This window comes from Enterobacter cloacae complex sp. P38RS (genome assembly GCF_014930775.1).
Taxonomy (GTDB): Bacteria; Pseudomonadota; Gammaproteobacteria; order Enterobacterales; family Enterobacteriaceae; genus Enterobacter; species Enterobacter bugandensis.
Window position 1 is genome coordinate 177,816 of sequence record NZ_JADBRS010000003.1, and the last position, 17,928, is coordinate 195,743.

General features: G+C 55.6%; 18 protein-coding genes and 1 tRNA gene. 8 read left to right on the plus strand and 11 right to left on the minus strand.

Annotation, left to right across the window (positions count from 1 at the left end):
- Nucleotides 1-30 precede the first annotated feature (30 nt).
- The 4 genes from IM303_RS06690 to syd all read right to left on the minus strand — a co-directional run bounded on the left by IM303_RS06690 (nt 31) and on the right by syd (nt 2,783).
- Complete coding sequence (locus IM303_RS06690) at nt 31-480, minus strand: flavodoxin (RefSeq protein WP_048998520.1); 450 nt, start codon at nt 478-480, stop codon at nt 31-33.
- A gap of 24 nt (nt 481-504) precedes the next feature.
- The gene (gene truC, locus IM303_RS06695; RefSeq protein ID WP_048998518.1) at nt 505-1,281 is read right to left on the minus strand and encodes a tRNA pseudouridine(65) synthase TruC; all 777 of its coding nucleotides are present in this window, start codon (nt 1,279-1,281) and stop codon (nt 505-507) included.
- Nucleotides 1,278-1,607 (minus strand): YqcC family protein, encoded by a 330-nt coding sequence (locus tag IM303_RS06700; RefSeq protein WP_048998517.1) that lies wholly within the window; start codon nt 1,605-1,607, stop codon nt 1,278-1,280. The genes truC and IM303_RS06700 overlap by 4 nt, the downstream gene beginning before the upstream one ends.
- Before the next feature lie 630 nt (nt 1,608-2,237).
- Nucleotides 2,238-2,783 carry a SecY-interacting protein gene (gene syd, locus IM303_RS06705; RefSeq protein ID WP_048998513.1) on the minus strand — a complete coding sequence of 182 codons (546 nt, stop codon included), beginning with the start codon at nt 2,781-2,783 and terminating at the stop codon, nt 2,238-2,240.
- Between the two features lie 69 nt (nt 2,784-2,852).
- Between syd and queF the strand changes: the two genes are divergently transcribed.
- The 5 genes from queF (at nt 2,853) to xni (ending at nt 9,285) form a co-directional block, all read left to right on the plus strand.
- Entirely contained in the window at nt 2,853-3,695 is an 843-nt protein-coding gene (gene queF, locus IM303_RS06710) for an NADPH-dependent 7-cyano-7-deazaguanine reductase QueF (protein WP_193359744.1), read from the plus strand.
- Between the two features lie 114 nt (nt 3,696-3,809).
- Nucleotides 3,810-5,174: a nucleotide 5'-monophosphate nucleosidase PpnN gene (gene ppnN / locus IM303_RS06715; RefSeq protein WP_023309027.1), complete on the plus strand. Its 1,365-nt coding sequence runs from the start codon at nt 3,810-3,812 to the stop codon at nt 5,172-5,174.
- A gap of 514 nt (nt 5,175-5,688) precedes the next feature.
- Nucleotides 5,689-6,984: an HAAAP family serine/threonine permease gene (locus IM303_RS06720; RefSeq protein ID WP_028014268.1), complete on the plus strand. Its 1,296-nt coding sequence runs from the start codon at nt 5,689-5,691 to the stop codon at nt 6,982-6,984.
- Between the two features lie 65 nt (nt 6,985-7,049).
- Nucleotides 7,050-8,417, plus strand: coding sequence for an L-serine ammonia-lyase II (sdaB, locus tag IM303_RS06725; RefSeq protein ID WP_028014269.1), 1,368 nt, complete (start codon nt 7,050-7,052; stop codon nt 8,415-8,417).
- 112 nt (nt 8,418-8,529) lie between these two features.
- Nucleotides 8,530-9,285: a flap endonuclease Xni gene (gene xni / locus IM303_RS06730; RefSeq protein WP_028014270.1), complete on the plus strand. Its 756-nt coding sequence runs from the start codon at nt 8,530-8,532 to the stop codon at nt 9,283-9,285.
- A 62-nt stretch (nt 9,286-9,347) separates the two neighbouring features.
- On the opposite strand, the gene rlmM is transcribed toward xni, so the two are convergent.
- From rlmM to IM303_RS06750, 4 genes are all read right to left on the minus strand, one after another.
- A complete protein-coding gene (rlmM, locus tag IM303_RS06735; RefSeq protein WP_028014271.1) occupies nt 9,348-10,448 on the minus strand; it encodes a 23S rRNA (cytidine(2498)-2'-O)-methyltransferase RlmM in 1,101 nt (366 codons plus the stop codon).
- Complete coding sequence (locus IM303_RS06740) at nt 10,441-10,836, minus strand: DUF423 domain-containing protein (protein WP_028014272.1); 396 nt, start codon at nt 10,834-10,836, stop codon at nt 10,441-10,443. The genes rlmM and IM303_RS06740 overlap by 8 nt, the downstream gene beginning before the upstream one ends.
- A 39-nt stretch (nt 10,837-10,875) precedes the next feature.
- Nucleotides 10,876-11,793, minus strand: coding sequence for a glycine cleavage system transcriptional regulator GcvA (gene gcvA, locus IM303_RS06745; protein WP_014885066.1), 918 nt, complete (start codon nt 11,791-11,793; stop codon nt 10,876-10,878).
- Between the two features lie 349 nt (nt 11,794-12,142).
- The gene (locus IM303_RS06750) at nt 12,143-12,370 is read right to left on the minus strand and encodes a YgdI/YgdR family lipoprotein (protein ID WP_008499648.1); all 228 of its coding nucleotides are present in this window, start codon (nt 12,368-12,370) and stop codon (nt 12,143-12,145) included.
- Between the two features lie 192 nt (nt 12,371-12,562).
- Between IM303_RS06750 and csdA the strand changes: the two genes are divergently transcribed.
- On the plus strand, nt 12,563-13,768 hold the full coding sequence (gene csdA, locus IM303_RS06755; RefSeq protein ID WP_193359745.1) for a cysteine desulfurase CsdA: 1,206 nt from the start codon (nt 12,563-12,565) through the stop codon (nt 13,766-13,768).
- The gene (gene csdE, locus IM303_RS06760; protein ID WP_047364461.1) at nt 13,768-14,214 is read left to right on the plus strand and encodes a cysteine desulfurase sulfur acceptor subunit CsdE; all 447 of its coding nucleotides are present in this window, start codon (nt 13,768-13,770) and stop codon (nt 14,212-14,214) included. Before csdA ends, csdE begins: the two co-directional genes overlap by 1 nt.
- Here csdE and tcdA read toward each other — a convergent pair.
- Together tcdA and mltA are read right to left on the minus strand one after the other, a co-directional pair.
- Nucleotides 14,205-15,011 (minus strand): tRNA cyclic N6-threonylcarbamoyladenosine(37) synthase TcdA, encoded by an 807-nt coding sequence (tcdA, locus tag IM303_RS06765; protein WP_006811804.1) that lies wholly within the window; start codon nt 15,009-15,011, stop codon nt 14,205-14,207. The two genes, csdE and tcdA, sit on opposite strands and share 10 nt — an antisense overlap.
- Before the next feature lie 75 nt (nt 15,012-15,086).
- Nucleotides 15,087-16,184: a murein transglycosylase A gene (gene mltA, locus IM303_RS06770; RefSeq protein ID WP_028014275.1), complete on the minus strand. Its 1,098-nt coding sequence runs from the start codon at nt 16,182-16,184 to the stop codon at nt 15,087-15,089.
- 209 nt (nt 16,185-16,393) lie between these two features.
- Between mltA and IM303_RS06775 the strand changes: the two genes are divergently transcribed.
- Nucleotides 16,394-16,470: transfer RNA gene (locus tag IM303_RS06775), tRNA-Met, on the plus strand.
- Between the two features lie 88 nt (nt 16,471-16,558).
- Here IM303_RS06775 and amiC read toward each other — a convergent pair.
- Nucleotides 16,559-17,812 carry an N-acetylmuramoyl-L-alanine amidase AmiC gene (gene amiC / locus IM303_RS06780; RefSeq protein WP_014885071.1) on the minus strand — a complete coding sequence of 418 codons (1,254 nt, stop codon included), beginning with the start codon at nt 17,810-17,812 and terminating at the stop codon, nt 16,559-16,561.
- Between the last annotated feature and the right edge of the window lie 116 nt (nt 17,813-17,928).

Below are 17,928 nucleotides of genomic sequence, written 5' to 3' on the forward strand. Positions count from 1 at the left end.
AGGCGGCTACGCCTTACCCGGCCTACGAAACTATTTAAGAAGCGTTGCCCAGTGTTCAACCCACGGGTTCGACTCGCTTTCGGGTTCAGGATGCTCACCGGCATCAATCAACAGCATCTCGCCGACGCGCTGGGCGCTCTGTTCCTGAAGAAGCGCATCGAACTGCTTGCCGCCGCCGCAGAAGTTGGCGTAAGAGCTATCGCCGAGGGCAATAATGCCGTAGTGAACGCCCGGCTGGTAGCCAAGCCGATCTTTAATGCCCTGGAAAAGCGGCACGATACTGTCCGGGAGATCGCCCTGACCGGTGGTGGAGGTCACTACCAGAATGTATTTATCTTTATACTTTTCCCAGTCCGCCAGCTCCGGGTCTTCACAGACCGTGGCTTTATGGCCCTGGCTTGTCAAAATCGCCTCAGCCTCTTCCGCTACCAGCAGCGAGTTGCCATACATCGTGCCGACAAAAATGCCTACTTCAGCCATGCTTTGCTCCCGTAATTATTGCGCTTACCGTTCATCCTGAACGTTGCCTGATACAAACTCAACCCTTTCATTTTCGGGGAGTTGTCCCCGCCAGCCAAACTGTGACAGCGCCTGCATCCAGACGTCGTCCAGCCCGGCACGAATAATCAGTGGTTCACCGGTAAACGGGTGAATCAGGCTAAGCTCGCTGGCGTGCAGCATCAGTCTGTTACAGCCAAAATGCTCTGCCGCGCTGCGGTTCTGGCGCAGATCGCCGTGCTTGCTGTCGCCAATAATCGGGTGGCGCAGGTGCGCAAGATGACGGCGAAGCTGGTGCTTGCGTCCGGTTTTGGGCAAAAGCTCAACCAGGCTGTAGCGCGTGGTGGGGAATTTGCTGGTTGCTACCGGTATTTCCGTTGTCGCCATGCCGCGATAATCCGTCACCGCGGGCTGCGGGCCTTTGTCATCGCGGGCAAATTTATCGGCGATTTTGTCCAGCTCCTCCACCAGCGGATAGTCCAGCGTGGCGGATTCGGTCAGCCAGCCACGAACGATCGCGTGGTAGCGCTTCTGGATCTGGTGCTGTTCGAACTGCTGCGCCAGCAGGCGGCCCGCCTCGCTGGAAAGCCCCATCAGCAGCACGCCGGAAGTCGGTCTGTCGAGGCGGTGCGCGGTAAACACATGCTGACCAATCTGGTCGCGCACGGTTTGCATCACCACCACTTTCTCATCGCGATCCAGCCAGCTGCGGTGCACCAGCCAGCCAGACGGTTTATTCACCGCCACCAGCCACTCGTCCTGATAGAGGATTTCCAGCGTCATGCCTCTTCACCGGCAAACAGGGCGTCCAGTTTTTCCAGCTCAACCAGCGTCACATCGCGCGCAGGGTGCGTCGCCTCAAGCGCCATTTCATAGTAGGGAGAAACGGCGAACGCCTGCGGCAAAGGGTGACCGCCTTCCAGCAGCGCGTGCATGCGCGGAATTAATACCCACTGGAGCCACTCGAACGGTGCCAGCGTATCCAGGCAGAATGGCTGGGTACTGGCAAACGCTTCCGGATTCGGCGCGGTCTCCTGCCACAGCTGATGCTGGCGCAAAAGGGCTTCGATGGCGTGCAACTGAGCACGAACGCTATCGTGTTGCGTCATAGTAACCTCAACTGAAAAAGTGAACGGCGCGCAGCATAGCATTGCGGAAGACAGAAATAAAAAAGGGAGCACTGTAAAAACAGTGCTCCCGGTTCGTTTCGCAGCATTCCAGCTACAATTCGTGCTCCCTGCTCTTCCGTGACAACTTTTCCTGATGCCCGAAGGCCTGGTCATCCTTATACCTTTTGCATCCTGCACACATCTTCCTGACGTGTTTGTTTCGTCCTGAAACGTCCTGGCCTTCCTGACCCACCGACCATCCTGTTCGGTTCTCGTTCTCCTTCCTGGAGGTGTCCCTTACGCGTCCTGCGTTATCCTTTTGCTTCATCCTGAAGCCTTCCTGCAGCGCCATCCTGACGTGTCCTGAGTAAGAAACGCCATCATCCTGATGTTCGTTTCTCGTGTCGGCGTCCTGTCGACGGAGATAGAATCCGCTATTCCGCTTCGTCTTACAACCCACCCTTGCAGCACTGTAAGCCGTAAGAAATCCCTAAAAAAGATGCGATGAACAACTAATTCTTTGAAAAACAGAGTGATATTAATCTGAATTAAATAAGGCAATACTGAATGATCCAGCGATCTCTCACAAACCTTGTAAGAGATCTCTCACACGCGTCGTAGCATCATGGATTACAGAAGTGGCTCAAGCCGGGTAAGGAAATCCGCAAGAGAGGGGGCGAGAGTTTCGCGATTGCGGGTACCGATGGTCTCTTTAATCACTTCCCCGGACAGGTTGCAGACGGATATCACATCCAGTTCGCTGTCCAGCGTGGCAATAAAGAGCGTCGGAGAAAGCTTAAGGCGTTTTTGCGTGACCAGATGACCAATCAGGTTTTCCTGAACACGCTGCAGATCGTCTTCGCTCCAGGTCTGCAACAGCGTCAGCGTCAAATCACCCAAGCGCGCGAGCATATCCCCTGCAAACTGCGTGGCATAAAACGCGTGAACCGCTGGTTGTACCACAAGGTCCATAGCCCGTTCAACCGCATTTACATTTTGCTCAGCGGTATTAGGCTTCGGCTGCCAGATAACATAGTCATCCTGCGAAGAGATAATGCACGGCGACGGCACGCCATATAAATCAGCGCTTTGCGGCCATGTTCCGTGCTTTTCATGCCACGCGTCGCAATAGCGGGTTGTGAAGGTAGTAAGGGCATTTGCAGTTTCGATGTCCACCGATTTCTCTCTTCTTGTAAGACAGGATAAACTCTGCCCATAAGTGTACCTGTAAAGTGGCTATGAAACATGTCTTACGAAAATCATCAGGCGTTAACCGGCCTAACGCTGGGTAAATCGACCGATTACCGCGATACCTACGATGCAAGCCTGCTGCAGGGCGTGCCGCGCAGCCTGAACCGCGATCCTCTTGGACTGCATGCGGACGCATTGCCGTTTGTCGGCGGCGATATCTGGACGCTGTACGAACTCTCCTGGCTTAACGCGCGCGGTTTGCCGCAGGTGGCCGCGGGCCACGTTGAGCTGGACTATGCCAGCGTGAACCTGGTGGAATCCAAAAGCTTTAAGCTCTATCTCAACAGCTTCAACCAGACCCGATTCAACAGCTGGGACGAGGTTCAGCAAACGCTGGAGCGGGATTTAGCCGCCTGCGCGCAGGGGAACGTGTCCGTCTCGTTATACCGCCTGCACGAGCTGGAAGGACAGCCCATTGCCCATTTCCACGGAACCTGCATCGACGAGCAGGACATCGAGGTGGAGAATTATGAATTCAGCGCCGATTACCTCGAAAACGCGGCGAGCGGAAAAGTGGTTGAAGAGACGCTCGTCAGCCATTTGCTGAAGTCCAACTGCCTGATTACCCACCAGCCGGACTGGGGTTCGGTGCAGATCCAGTACCGAGGCCCGAAAATTGACCGGGAAAAACTGCTGCGCTATCTGGTGTCGTTCCGCCATCACAACGAATTTCACGAGCAGTGCGTGGAGCGTATTTTTAACGATATTCAGCGTTTCTGCCAGCCGGAGAAACTGAGCGTTTACGCGCGCTATACCCGCCGTGGCGGGCTGGACATTAACCCGTGGCGCACTAACACCGATTTTGTGCCGGCAACGGGCCGGCTGGTGCGTCAATAATATAAATATTTTCACAATATGCGTGCGGTATTCCTCCGAAGTGTTGTGAAACGTCACGCGCCAGGGCTATTGTAATCAAAGGGAATGACGATAATCGTCCCATAAGGAGCTCACTTGATTACACATATTAGCCCGCTTGGCTCAATGGATATGTTGTCGCAGCTGGAAGTGGACATGCTTAAACGCACGGCCAGCAGCGATCTTTATCAACTGTTTCGTAACTGTTCACTTGCCGTACTGAACTCCGGAAGCCTGACAGATAACAGTAAAGAACTGCTGTCCCGCTTCGAAAGCTTTGATATTAACGTGCTGCGCCGCGAGCGTGGCGTGAAACTGGAAGTGATCAACCCGCCGGAAGAGGCCTTTGTCGACGGACGTATCATTCGTTCCCTTCAGGCCAACCTGTTTGCCGTCCTGCGCGACATCCTGTTTGTTAACGGGCAGATTCACAACGCGGGCCGCTTCCAGCATCTCGACCTGGAAAGCTCCGTTCATATCACCAACCTGGTGTTCTCTATTCTGCGCAACGCCCGCGCCCTGCACGTTGGCGAAGCACCAAACATGGTCGTCTGCTGGGGCGGCCACTCGATTAACGAAACCGAATATCTCTATGCCCGTCGGGTCGGAACGCAGCTTGGCCTGCGCGAGCTGAATATCTGTACCGGCTGTGGTCCGGGTGCAATGGAAGCACCAATGAAAGGTGCAGCCGTGGGTCATGCGCAGCAGCGTTACAAAGAGGGGCGGTTTATCGGCATGACCGAGCCGTCAATCATCGCCGCTGAGCCGCCTAACCCGCTGGTCAATGAGCTGATTATCATGCCGGATATCGAGAAGCGTCTTGAGGCGTTTGTTCGTATCGCTCACGGGATTATCATCTTCCCGGGCGGCGTGGGAACGGCGGAAGAGCTGCTCTATCTGCTGGGGATTCTGATGAACCCGGCCAACAAAGATCAGGTTCTGCCGCTGATCCTGACCGGCCCGAAAGAGAGCGCCGACTACTTCCGCGTGCTGGACGAGTTTATCGTGCATACGCTGGGAGAAGCCGCGCGTCGTCACTATCGCATCATCATTGATGATGCGGCGGAAGTGGCGCGCCAGATGAAAAAAGCGATGCCGCTGGTGAAAGAGAATCGTCGTGATACCGGTGATGCGTACAGCTTTAACTGGTCAATCCGCATTGCGCCTGACCTGCAGATCCCGTTCGAGCCGACCCATGAAAATATGGCGAACCTGAAACTCTACCCGGACCAGCCGGTGGAAGTGCTGGCCGCCGACCTGCGTCGCGCCTTCTCCGGGATTGTGGCGGGCAACGTGAAGGAGATGGGCATCCGCGCGATTGAGCAGTATGGTCCGTACAAGATCCACGGCGACCCGGAGATGATGCGCCGTATGGACGACATGCTTCAGGGCTTTGTGGCTCAACACCGCATGAAGTTGCCGGGTTCAGCCTACATTCCGTGCTACGAAATCTGCACGTAACGCTCAGTTTCTTCTTCTCAAAGCCGGGGCACCCTGTAGCGGGTCCCGGCTTTTTTATTAGCGAATCAATTCATAGGCCTCACTTATAACTTTAACAAACTTACGGCGAACGCAATCGATTACCTCCATTTAACAACCGTAATTTATCAGCCTTAAACTAAATTACCCGCAAGAAAATCCTAAAAAGCCATATCTTTACAGCGGAAGACACCTATATTGCGGGCCGCTCTTTTAGCCCACATGTCGTTGGTGGTAGCCTTCGCGCCCGTAAATTCTATTTGATGTTTTTTTAACAGATAAATGGTCTAAAGATGCCCACATCATAAGTGGATTATTGCATTTGGGATCGCGATCACTGATAGATTCATAACGAGAATGTATCTTTCCGCCCGCCAATAGTTACGGGCGAAAATTATTAAAAAACCGTCACTGAACGAATTTCATATTACCGTCAGGCACTTTTTCATCGGATTTGACTAAAAACCTGACAATTTGCTTCCTCCAGGAGATACAGATGGAAACCACTCAAACCAGCACCGTTGCTTCGATTGAATCCCGAAGTGGTTGGCGCAAAACGGATACCATGTGGATGCTGGGCCTTTACGGCACGGCAATCGGCGCTGGTGTACTGTTCCTTCCTATCAACGCAGGCGTCGGCGGTCTGATTCCGCTGATCATCATGGCCATCATCGCCTTCCCGATGACCTACTTCGCACACCGCGGTCTGACCCGCTTCGTGCTGTCCGGTAAAAACCCGGGCGAAGACATCACCGAAGTGGTTGAAGAACATTTCGGCGTTGGCGCAGGTAAACTGATTACCCTGCTCTACTTCTTCGCGATTTACCCAATCCTGCTCGTCTACAGCGTGGCGATCACCAACACCGTAGAAAGCTTCATGACGCACCAGTTGCACATGACGCCGCCACCGCGTGCCATTCTGTCTCTGATCCTGATCGTCGGCATGATGACCATCGTGCGCTTCGGCGAGCAGATGATTGTTAAGGCCATGAGCGTGCTGGTCTTCCCGTTTGTGGCTGCGCTGATGCTGCTGGCCTGCTACCTGATCCCACAGTGGAACGGTGCAGCGCTGGAAACCCTGTCCCTGAGCAGCGCGTCTGCGACCGGTAACGGCCTGCTGATGACCCTGTGGCTGGCGATCCCGGTAATGGTCTTCTCCTTCAACCACTCCCCAATCATCTCCTCTTTCGCCGTGGCGAAACGCGAAGAGTACGGTAATGGTGCAGAGAAGAAGTGCTCCAGCATCCTGGCCCGCGCTCACGTGATGATGGTGCTGACCGTGATGTTCTTCGTCTTCAGCTGCGTACTGAGCCTCTCCCCGGCGGACCTGGCGGCAGCGAAAGAACAGAACATCTCTATTCTGTCTTACCTGGCGAACCACTTTAACGCACCGCTGATTGCGTGGATGGCACCGATCATCGCGATGATCGCCATCACCAAATCCTTCCTGGGCCACTACCTGGGCGCGCGTGAAGGCTTCAACGGTATGGTGATTAAATCTCTGCGCGGTAAAGGCAAGAGCATTGAAATCAACAAGCTGAACAAAATCACTGCACTGTTCATGCTGCTCACCACCTGGGCGGTAGCGACCCTGAACCCAAGCATCCTGGGCATGATTGAAACCCTGGGTGGCCCGGTTATCGCGATGATTCTGTTCCTGATGCCGATGTACGCGATTCAGAAAGTGCCTGCCATGCGCAAGTACAGCGGCCAGGTCAGCAACGTGTTTGTGGTTATCATGGGCCTTATCGCTATCTCTGCGATCTTCTACTCCCTGTACACCATGTTCTGATGAACGCCCGCGCCGCCTTCGGGCGGCGCACTCCTCCCCCTCTGACTGAAAGCAATGGACGCATCATGATTAGCGTATTCGATATTTTCAAAATCGGTATTGGTCCTTCCAGCTCTCACACCGTCGGACCAATGAAAGCCGGTAAGCAGTTCACGGATGACTTGATTGCACGCGGCATTCTGCACGACATCACCCGCGTGGTTGTCGATGTGTACGGCTCGCTTTCCCTGACCGGGAAAGGCCACCATACCGATATCGCCATTATCATGGGCCTGGCGGGAAATCTGCCGGATACCGTTGATATTGACGCGATCCCTGGCTTCATCCAGGACGTGAACACCCACGGTCGTTTGCTGCTGGCAAACGGTGAGCATGAGGTTGAATTCCCGGTTGACCACTGCATGAATTTCCATGCGGACAACCTGTCGCTGCACGAAAACGGCATGCGCATTACCGCGCTGGCCGGCGACAAAGCGGTTTACAGCCAGACGTATTACTCCATCGGCGGCGGCTTTATCGTCGATGAAGACCACTTTGGTCAAACCACCACCTCTTCTGTTGAGGTCCCGTATCCGTACAAAACCGCGGCAGATCTCCAGCGCCACTGCCAGGAGACGGGGCTTTCCCTCTCCGGCCTGATGATGAAAAACGAGCTGGCCCTTCACAGCAAAGAGGAGCTGGAACAGCATTTCGCTAGCGTCTGGGAAGTGATGCGCGGCGGCATTGAGCGCGGGATCACCACCGAAGGCGTTCTGCCGGGCAAGCTTCGCGTACCGCGTCGTGCGGCGGCGCTACGTCGTATGCTGGTGAGCACCGACAAAACGACAACGGACCCGATGGCCGTCGTCGACTGGATCAACATGTTCGCCCTGGCGGTGAACGAAGAGAACGCCGCAGGGGGCCGCGTCGTCACGGCGCCAACCAACGGTGCCTGCGGTATCGTTCCGGCCGTGCTGGCGTACTACGACAAGTTTATCCGTGAAGTGAACGCTAACTCCCTGGCGCGCTACCTGCTGGTCGCCAGCGCGATTGGTTCTCTGTATAAAATGAACGCTTCCATTTCCGGTGCGGAAGTAGGCTGTCAGGGCGAAGTCGGCGTGGCATGCTCCATGGCGGCAGCGGGCCTGGCGGAACTGTTGGGCGCAAGCCCGGCGCAGGTCTGCATCGCTGCGGAAATCGGCATGGAACATAACCTGGGGCTAACCTGCGATCCGGTTGCCGGACAGGTACAGGTGCCGTGCATCGAGCGTAACGCCATCGCCTCCGTCAAAGCGGTGAACGCGGCGCGTATGGCGCTGCGCCGCACCAGTGAGCCACGCGTCTGTCTCGATAAAGTTATCGAAACCATGTACGAAACCGGTAAAGATATGAACGCCAAATACCGCGAAACCTCTCGCGGCGGCCTGGCGATGAAGATCGTAACCTGCGATTAAGCCTCTCAGGAAGCCTCGTTTTGCGAGGCTTCTTCCTGTTTTCCCTCACGCTATTCGTTTCATCCTGCCGACAGTGATACCCTTTACCCATTAGATTTAAGGGAGAATATCTGTGGCTGTTCATTTGCTTATCGTCGACGCGCTCAATCTGATTCGCCGAATCCATGCGGTACAAGGCACGCCCTGCAAGGACACCTGCCTGCACGCGCTGGAGCAGCTTATTCGCCACAGCGAGCCGACGCACGTCGTGGCCGTGTTTGATGACGAAGCGCGCAACAGCGGCTGGCGACATCAGCGCCTGCCCGACTACAAGGCTGGACGCGCGCCGATGCCGGACGATCTCCATGCCGAAATGCCCGCTCTGCGTGCCGCCTTTGAGCAGCGTGGCGTCCCCTGCTGGGGTGCACAGGGCAATGAAGCCGACGATCTCGCGGCCACCCTGGCCGTAAAAGTGGCAAGTGCCGGGCATCAGGCCACTATCGTTTCAACTGACAAAGGCTACTGCCAGCTGCTCTCCCCAACTATCCGCATTCGCGACTATTTTCAAAAACGCTGGCTGGACGCGCCGTTTATTGCCAGCGAGTTCGGCGTCTTGCCTGAGCAACTGCCGGATTATTGGGGTCTGGCAGGCATCAGCAGCTCTAAGGTTCCGGGTGTCGCCGGTATTGGACCAAAGAGCGCCGCCCAGTTGCTGACCGATTTTCAGAGTCTGGAAGGGATTTACGCCCGTCTGGATGAGGTGCCAGAAAAGTGGCGCAAGAAGCTGGAGGCGCATAAAGAGATGGCGTTTATCTGCCGCGAGGTGGCGACGCTACAGACAGATTTACAGCTGGACGGGAATTTACAGCAGTTGCGGTTAGAACGTTAAAACGTCAACACGGTTTTGTAGGCCCGGTAAGCGCAGCGCCACCGGGCAAAACAAAGCACGCACTATCGCTCGTCGCGACGTCCGCCTACAGCCGCCCACCAGCGACGGATGTGTACCGTTACCTCTTCGCGGTCGTGGTACAACTGACGCGCCTGGATCTCCACGTTAATACCGTGCTCATCCAGCTGTGCCTGAATATAGGCCAGGTTCTGGGATACCTCCTCGTAGCGCTTTTTCATCGGCAGCTTGAGGTTGAAAATGGTCTCACGGCACCAGCCGTTCACCAGCCAGGAGGCCATCAGCGCGGCCACTTTCGCCGGCTTCTCCACCATGTCGCACACCATCCACGAGATGTTGTTGCGGGTTGGGCGATAGCGGAAACCGTCTTCTCGCAGCCAGGTGACCTGCCCTGTGTCCATCAGGCTTTGCGCCATTGGACCGTTATCCACAGACGACACCCACATGTTGCGTTTCACCAGCTGATAGGTCCAGCCGCCCGGGCACGCGCCAAGGTCGACGGCATACATGCCGTTAGCCAGACGCTCGTCCCACTCATCTGCCGGGATAAAGACGTGAAACGCCTCTTCCAGCTTCAGGGTTGAACGGCTCGGCGCATCTGCCGGGAACTTCAGGCGCGGGATGCCCATAAAGAATGGCGAATTGTTATTGGTGTACGAATAGCCCGCATAGCAGCAGCCCGGTGCGATAAAGAAGATATGCACCACCGGACGCTTCGGCGTTTCGTAGTTTGTCAGTATGCCCGCGTCACGCAGCGCTGCGCGCAGCGGCACGGTGAACTTACGGCAAAACTTCATCAGCTCTTTGCTTTCGTTGGTATCGGCAACCTCAACGCGCAGGTCGCCGCCCTTCTCCACCACGCCCTGCAGCATGCCCACAATCGGCGTGATGCGATCTTCCGGCGGAAGATCTTTCAGCAACTCACCCGCGACGAACATCTGGCGGGCGAAGATCAGCGAGCTGAACGGCAGCTCGCGCGCCAGCTTATCGGCGTCTTCAGGCTGATAACATTCGAATACCACATAGCCCGCATTTTCTTTTACGCGAGCAAAGCCGAAGACTTCGCGCTTCGCCGCTTTATCGGTAATTTCCGCGGCGCACTCTTTCTCAAACCCCGGGCGACAATATAAAACAACCTTATTCATGAACAACGCCCTTGCGTTTCAGACGGATAGCTCCGATAAACATTAATACCCAACCCGCCAGGAAGCTCACGCCGCCGACAGGTGTAACAAACGCCCACAGGCGCAAATGCGAGAGGGCCAGACAGTAAAGGCTGCCGCTAAACAGCACGGTACCCAGCGCCATAAATACGCTACTCCAGTAAAACCAGATGCTTATCCGGCGCTGCATCGCTACCGCCAGCCCAAAAATAGCCAGCGTATGAAACGCCTGGTATTCAAGGCCGGTCTGGATCCAGCCCATCTCGACGGCGCCCAAAGACTTGCTCAATACGTGCGCGCCAAAGGCGCCCAGTGCAACAAAAATAAAGCCACTCACCGCGGCAAAAATCAGCATGAATCGGCTGGTCATGTTTAAGTCCTGAATTAATGCGTGCCCGGCACACAAACGTTATTGTTCATACCTGAAGCGGAATTTTTCTTGCTCGCTTGCCGCTTTCGCCAGTATCCACTGCCGGAAGGCGGCTATTTTACCCAGTTCTGCCTGACTGTCATGACAAACCAGATAAAATGCATTCTTGCTGACCAGTACATCATTAAAAGGGCAAACCAGACGGCCTGCCTCAATTTCGGACTGCGCCATCACGTTGTTCGCCAACGCCACGCCCTGTCCGTGAATGGCAGCCTGTAGCACCATCGCACTATGGCTAAAAATGGGGCCCTGCTGCACGTTTATATGACTAAGACCTAATTGACGGGTATAAGTTTGCCAGTCGCGGCGAGAGGCATCATGTAAAAGCGTATGCTGCGCCAGGTCAGCGGGTGTTTTCAGCGCCTTGTCGCCTGTTAATAGCAGAGGCGAACAGACCGGCAGCAGATATTCTGCGTATAATTTCTCGACACGCAAGCCCGGCCAGTTGCCGCGACCATAAAAAATGGCGACATCCACATCATCGGCCAGCTTGTCTTCCTGACGATCCACCGCCTGGATTCGAACGTCGATCCCCGGATAAGCTGAGTTAAAGCTTGAGAGTCTTGGCACCAACCACTGAATGGCAAAACTGGGCAATAAACTAACAGTCAGGGCACCTTTTGCACTGCGGGCCTGCAGCTTACGCGTGGCTTCCGTGAGCTGGGAAAAAATCTCTTTAATATCCTGAAAATAGCTCTGCCCCTCTTCGGTCAACAGCAAGGAACGATTGCGTCGGCGGAACAGCTTAAGGCCCAGGAAATCCTCCAGGGACTTGATTTGGTGACTTACTGCGGCCTGTGTCACAAAAAGCTCATCTGCCGCACGGGTGAAGCTCAGGTGACGTGCTGCTGCATCAAAAACGCGTAATGCATTAAGGGGTGGCAATCGCTTTGACATGGTTATCTGGCTTAGATGTTAACGGAATTTAACAAACAGGAAACAACGTTTAACCTATTAGTTTTTTTTATCTGAGCCATTATAATTTGTCCGTTGAGGAACTACCAGCAAATACCTATAGTGGCGGCACTTCCTGAGCCGGAACGAAGAGCTTTTTTCGGAATGCGTGTTCTGAAGGGCTTTTGGCTTACGGTTGTGATGTTGTGTTGTTGTGTTTGCAATTGGTCTGCGATTCAGACCACGGTAGCAACGCTACCAATTTTTCACTTCCTGTACATTTACCCTGTCTGTCCATAGTGATTAATGTAGCACCGCCAATTTGCGGTGCTTTTTTTTCGCCTGCGATCGGTTAATGCTCGATCTCTTTCATCTCTTTCACGTCCGTGCGGTTGATCTGCTGCTTGTTCCCGTTAGCATCTTTGTACGAAATCATCCCGGTATCGTTATCGGTAGTCGGTTTCCCTTCCGAAACGATAGAACGACCATCGTTTGTGTGCATCACGTAGTTGTTACCAGAACAGGCGCTCAGGGCAAAAGTAAACGCACAGGCAGAAATGATTGCAGCTGTCTTATTCATGATTATTCTCCTTTAGCAATTAATGCTATTCAAACCTCGATTTATAACAGGCTAAAACATCCGCCTAACACTATTTAGCATAACCTGCTTTTTCGAGGTCGCCAGGATAAGCAGACAAATCTGATAGATATCAACCTCCTTGCCCTGCCGCTTAAATTGCGCGACGATCTCTCTATCGACACGAGGAATTCCATGAACGCTTTCAGTCCTGCGCAGTTTCGCGCACAGTTTCCGGCGCTGGCCGATGCCGGTATTTATCTTGATAGCGCCGCCACGGCCCTGAAGCCCCTGGCGGTGATCGAGGCCACGCAGCAGTTCTACAGCCTGAGCGCCGGCAACGTACATCGCAGCCAGTTTGCCGAAGCGCAGCGCCTGACCGCGCGCTATGAAGCCGCACGCGATCAGGTTGCACGCCTGATCAATGCCGAAAGCGGGAAAAATATCGTCTGGACGCGCGGTACGACTGAAGCCATCAATATGGTGGCCCAGTGCTATGCCCGCCCGCTGCTGCAGCCAGGGGACGAGATCATTGTCAGCGAAGCAGAGCACCACGCTAACCTGGTGCCGTGGCTGATGGTGGCTGAGCAAACGGGCGCGCGCGTTATTAAGCTCCCGTTGAGTGCAGACTTTCTGCCTGACGTGGCCCGTCTCCCTGAGCTGATTACCCCCCGCAGCCGTATTCTGGCGCTGGGGCAGATGTCCAACGTCACCGGCGGCTGTCCGGATCTGGCTCGCGCCATTGAGATTGCCCATGCCAGCGGCGTGGTGGTGATGGTCGACGGTGCTCAGGGCGTGGTTCATTTCCCCGCTGATGTGCAGGCGCTGGATATCGACTTCTACGCCTTCTCCGGGCACAAACTCTACGGGCCAACCGGGATTGGCGCGCTGTACGGTAAGCCAGAACTGCTGGCAAAAATGACGCCGTGGCTCGGCGGCGGCAAAATGATTACCGAGGTGACCTTCGACGGTTTTAAAACGCAGGAGGTGCCTTACCGTCTGGAAGCGGGCACGCCGAACGTGGCCGGGGTCATCGGCCTCAGCGCCGCACTTGAATGGCTGGCGGAAACGGACGTGGTTCAGGCGGAAAGCTGGAGCCGAGGGCTGGCGACGCTGGCTGAGGAAGAACTGAAAAAACGCCCGGGTTTCCGCTCGTTCCGCGTTCAGGATTCCAGCCTGCTCGCCTTTGATTTTGCTGGTGTGCATCATAGCGATATGGTGACGCTGCTGGCCGGGTACGGCATTGCCCTGCGCGCCGGACAGCACTGCGCCCAGCCGCTGCTGGCGGCGCTCGGCGTAAGCGGTACGCTGCGCGCCTCGTTTGCGCCGTATAATACCCAAAGCGATGTCGACGCGCTGGTTAGCGCCGTTGACCGCGCCCTTGAAATACTGGTGGATTAATGACTAGCGCTGCTTTAGCCGGACATCCGTTTGGCACGGTCATCACTGAAGAGACCTTAAAACAGACCTTCGCCCCGCTCCAGCAGTGGGAAGATAAATATCGTCAGCTGATCCTGCTGGGTAAACAGCTCCCAGCTCTTTCCGACGATCTTAAAGCGCAGGCGAAAGAGATTGCGGGCTGTGAAAACCGCGTCTGGCTGGGCGTGAGCGTCTCCGGCGAGAAGCTGCATTTCTTCGGCGACAGCGAAGGGCGCATCGTCCGGGGCCTGCTGGCGGTCCTGTTAACCGCCATTGAGGGGAAAAGCGCGGCGGAATTGTTAACGCACTCGCCGCTGGCGCTGTTCGACGAGCTGGGGCTGCGCGCGCAGCTTAGCGCCTCGCGCGGTCAGGGCCTGATCGCGCTCAGCGACGCGGTGCTGGACGCCGCACGTCAGGCTCAGGCCTGACGTTCCGCCTTCGCCATCATTTTCTTCAGGGCGTGAGAGACCGCCACAAAGCCAAAAGAGGCGGTTACCATGGTGGCCGCCCCAAAGCCTGACGCGCAGTCCATGCGTTTTGGCCCTTCCGCCGTGCTTTTCATCGCACAAACTGAACCATCCGCCTGCGGGTAGACCAGCGCTTCGGTGGAGAACACGCAGTCGACGCCCAGCTTGCCCTTGCTGTTCTTCACCACATTGAAGTCGCTCTTCAGGCGTTCACGCAGCTTGGCAGCCAGCGGATCCTGAATGGTTTTCGCCAGATCGGCAACCTGGATCTGCGTGGGATCGATTTGCCCGCCCGCGCCGCCGGTCGTGACCAGCGGCACCTTGTAACGACGGCAGTATGCGATCAGCGCCGCTTTAGGCCGCACGCTGTCGATGGCGTCAATCACATAGCTGTAGCCTTTGCTCATGTACTCCGCGACGTTATCTGCCGTCACAAAGTCGTCGATCACCGTCACCCGACACTCCGGATTGATGAGGCGAATGCGCTCCGCCATCACCTCGGACTTCGCCAGACCGACGTTATCACGCAGGGCGTGGATCTGACGGTTAGTGTTGGTCACACAAACGTCATCCATATCAATCAGCGTGATTGCGCCAATCCCGGTTCTCGCCAGCGCTTCCGCCGCCCAGGAGCCGACACCGCCAATGCCCACGACGCAGACGTGCGCATCCGCAAACAGCTGCAGGGCTTTTTCACCATAGAGACGTGCCGTGCCGCCAAAACGCTGGCGCCAGGCATCGCTGATTACCACAGACATAAAACCTCAGATGTAAAAAGGGTGAGGTTTTCCTCACCCTGAACAGTAATCCGTATTGCGCTCAGAATACCACAATCAGCCGCTGAATACGTTTCCGGTGCCCGGCGCGGCCTTCAGCACCCATACGCGTCCGTAGTGGTTATACCAGCCTGCACGGTGACCGGCATCCGGGCCAATGCCCTGATAGATATCAAAGTGCTGGCCCTTAATCGCTCCGCCCACATCCAGGGCTACCATCAGACGCAGCTCATATTTGCCGTTGAACTTGCCGTTGTTGTCGAGCAGAGGGACTTCCGCCAGCAGCGTGGTACCCGCAGGAATGATAGAACGATCCGATGCCACCGACGCGCGGCCAATCAGCGGCACGGCGCTGGCCCCTTTCACCGGGGCGAAGTTTTGCGGCTTGAAGAAGACGAACGATGGGTTCTGCTCCAGCAGCTCGCGCACCTCGGCTTCACTGTGCTTTTCGCCCCACTCGCGGATCGCCTGCATCGACATATCTTCTTTTTTCACTTCGCCGCGGTCAATCAGCACCTTACCGATGCTGCGGTAGGCATGGCCGTTTTTCCCGGCATAGCTGAAGAAGTTGAGCGGTGAACCGTCGCCAAAATCAATGTAGCCGCTGCCCTGCACGTCCATGATGAAATTATCCATCAGGGAGTTGCTGTAGGCCAGGACGTAGTTTTCGCTCAGCGCACCGGCGTAGATTTCGGCGCGGGACGGCAGACGGCCGCGTTTTGGCGGCATACGGTAGATAGGGTACTGGAACTCGCCCTGGCGCGTGTGTCGCGCCTGAACCACGGGCGTGTAATAGCCGGTGAACTGGACGTTGCCGTAGTTATCCGCCCCTTCCATTTGCCAGGCATCAATACCAAACTGGCGCATGTTGCGCGTATCGCCGCCCGCCTTCAGCCAGTCCTGTACCGCGCTATAAACATTGTTCTGTGAGCTATACAGACGCGGCGACGCATTGCGGATCTGGTAGACCTGCTCGGAGAAATCACCGGCGTTGATCGGCGCGCCAACGGCGTCAGGCTGATTAACTAAAGAGAAAGGCTGGGATAACTTCCCGTCTTTATACTGCTGACCGCGATCGGTCGGTTTGGAAGAACAGGCCGCAAGAATCGCTACCATTGCGCCCGCCATCAGATACTTCGCCCAACGTCCTTTCATTATATCTCGTCTTTAAGTTGCCCATTTCCGCGTGATGAAGATAACAAACCGACAAAGCGAATGAAATGCGATCGCATGCCCTTTGGCAAATTCAGAGCAAAAAATAGTCTAAATGTCGCAATGCCGTTCACTTTACATACAAAGTTAATGATTTATGTGAAAAAGGGGTTGCATCACAAACCTATCCGAGTATAGTGCGCTTCCACGGACGCGGGGTGGAGCAGCCTGGTAGCTCGTCGGGCTCATAACCCGAAGGTCGTCGGTTCAAATCCGGCCCCCGCAACCAACACTTCTAAAAACAATAAACACCCTTAAGGGTGTTTTTTTGTATCTGTCGTTTGTGAATTTGCCGGGCATTTCACCCGGCTAAAAACCTACCCGCGCCGCGCCAGCGTCGCCCCGTCTGAGAAATACGCCCGTATCCCCGCCAGAATCGACTCCGCCACCTCCTGCTGGAACTTTGCCGTCTTGAGCTTACGCTCTTCTTCAACGTTACTGATAAACGCGGTTTCTACCAGAATGGACGGGATATCCGGTGCCTTCAGCACCGCAAACCCGGCCTGCTCAACGCTGTTTTTGTGCAGCTTATTGATGTTCCCCAGCTTGCCCAGCACCGCTTTACCAAACTTCAGGCTGTCGTTAATGGTCAGGGACTGCACCATGTCGAACATGGTGTGGTCGACGTAGCGGTCGCCGCTTTTGCTCACGCCACCGATCAGGTCCGAGGCGTTCTGGGTGTCCGCAAGGTATCGCGCCGCGGTACTGGTCGCGCCCTTGGTTGAGAGCGCAAACACCGACGAGCCGCTCGGCTGGCGGCTGGTAAAGGCATCCGCATGGATCGAGACGAACAGATCGGCACGCTGCTTCTGCGCTTTCGCCACCCTCACCTTCAGCGGGATAAAGACATCCTCATTGCGCGTCATGTAGGCGCGCATATTGCCCTCTTTATCAATTAACGCCTTCAGACGACGGGCAATTTGCAGCACCACATCTTTTTCACGCGTATGGTATTTCCCCACCGCACCGGAGTCTTCGCCGCCGTGGCCGGGATCGAGCATGATCACAATCGGACGATCGCGCCCTGCTTTCCCCGGCTGCGGGCCGCTTTGCGCAGGCGGCACCTGACGCTGAAGATCGCCTTTGTTGTAATCCTCCAGCAGGGCGAGAAGCGGATCCTGAATATCCGTCGCATTCGCCGGGTAAAGATCCATCACCAGACGCTCTTTAAACGTCGCGACGGGCGCCAGGGCGAACAGCTGCGGCTTAACGTTCTGCTTAAGCTCAAACACCATGCGCACGGTTTGCGGATCAAACTGACCGACGCGCGCCGATTTAATAAACGGATCGTCACCGCGGATCTGCGCCGCCATGCCTTTCAGCACGGAGTTGAGGTTCACCCCTTCGAGATCCACCACCACGCGTTCAGGGTTGCTGAGGGCAAATTGCTTATATTTCAGCACGCGATTGGATTCAACCGTCACGCGCGTATAGGTCGACGACGGCCAGACGCGCACCGCCACCACCTGACTCGTGGCGGCAAGACCGACCTGGCTGACGCTAAGCAACCACATTGCCCCGGCCCCTTTTAACAAACGGCGGCGGCTTATTGCTGAATTGGATCCCGACATGCTTCTCCCGAGCAAGAAAACAAACTGATATACAAAAGTGCAGATTGACCGAAAACTTTAACGAATGACGCATAAACTGTCATCTATAAAAGGGTAAACAATCATACGTTAACGCA

Coding starts and splice junctions, on each gene's coding strand:
- csdA (WP_193359745.1), top strand. CDS start 12,563: ATGAACGCTTTCAGTCCTGCGCAGTTTCGCGCACAGTTTCCGGCGCTG.
- amiC (WP_014885071.1), bottom strand. CDS start 17,812: ATGTCGGGATCCAATTCAGCAATAAGCCGCCGCCGTTTGTTAAAAGGG.
- IM303_RS06740 (WP_028014272.1), bottom strand. CDS start 10,836: ATGACCAGCCGATTCATGCTGATTTTTGCCGCGGTGAGTGGCTTTATT.
- sdaB (WP_028014269.1), top strand. CDS start 7,050: ATGATTAGCGTATTCGATATTTTCAAAATCGGTATTGGTCCTTCCAGC.
- rlmM (WP_028014271.1), bottom strand. CDS start 10,448: ATGAATAAGGTTGTTTTATATTGTCGCCCGGGGTTTGAGAAAGAGTGC.
- IM303_RS06690 (WP_048998520.1), bottom strand. CDS start 480: ATGGCTGAAGTAGGCATTTTTGTCGGCACGATGTATGGCAACTCGCTG.
- mltA (WP_028014275.1), bottom strand. CDS start 16,184: ATGAAAGGACGTTGGGCGAAGTATCTGATGGCGGGCGCAATGGTAGCG.
- IM303_RS06750 (WP_008499648.1), bottom strand. CDS start 12,370: ATGAATAAGACAGCTGCAATCATTTCTGCCTGTGCGTTTACTTTTGCC.
- truC (WP_048998518.1), bottom strand. CDS start 1,281: ATGACGCTGGAAATCCTCTATCAGGACGAGTGGCTGGTGGCGGTGAAT.
- queF (WP_193359744.1), top strand. CDS start 2,853: ATGTCTTACGAAAATCATCAGGCGTTAACCGGCCTAACGCTGGGTAAA.
- IM303_RS06700 (WP_048998517.1), bottom strand. CDS start 1,607: ATGACGCAACACGATAGCGTTCGTGCTCAGTTGCACGCCATCGAAGCC.
- IM303_RS06720 (WP_028014268.1), top strand. CDS start 5,689: ATGGAAACCACTCAAACCAGCACCGTTGCTTCGATTGAATCCCGAAGT.
- csdE (WP_047364461.1), top strand. CDS start 13,768: ATGACTAGCGCTGCTTTAGCCGGACATCCGTTTGGCACGGTCATCACT.
- gcvA (WP_014885066.1), bottom strand. CDS start 11,793: ATGTCAAAGCGATTGCCACCCCTTAATGCATTACGCGTTTTTGATGCA.
- tcdA (WP_006811804.1), bottom strand. CDS start 15,011: ATGTCTGTGGTAATCAGCGATGCCTGGCGCCAGCGTTTTGGCGGCACG.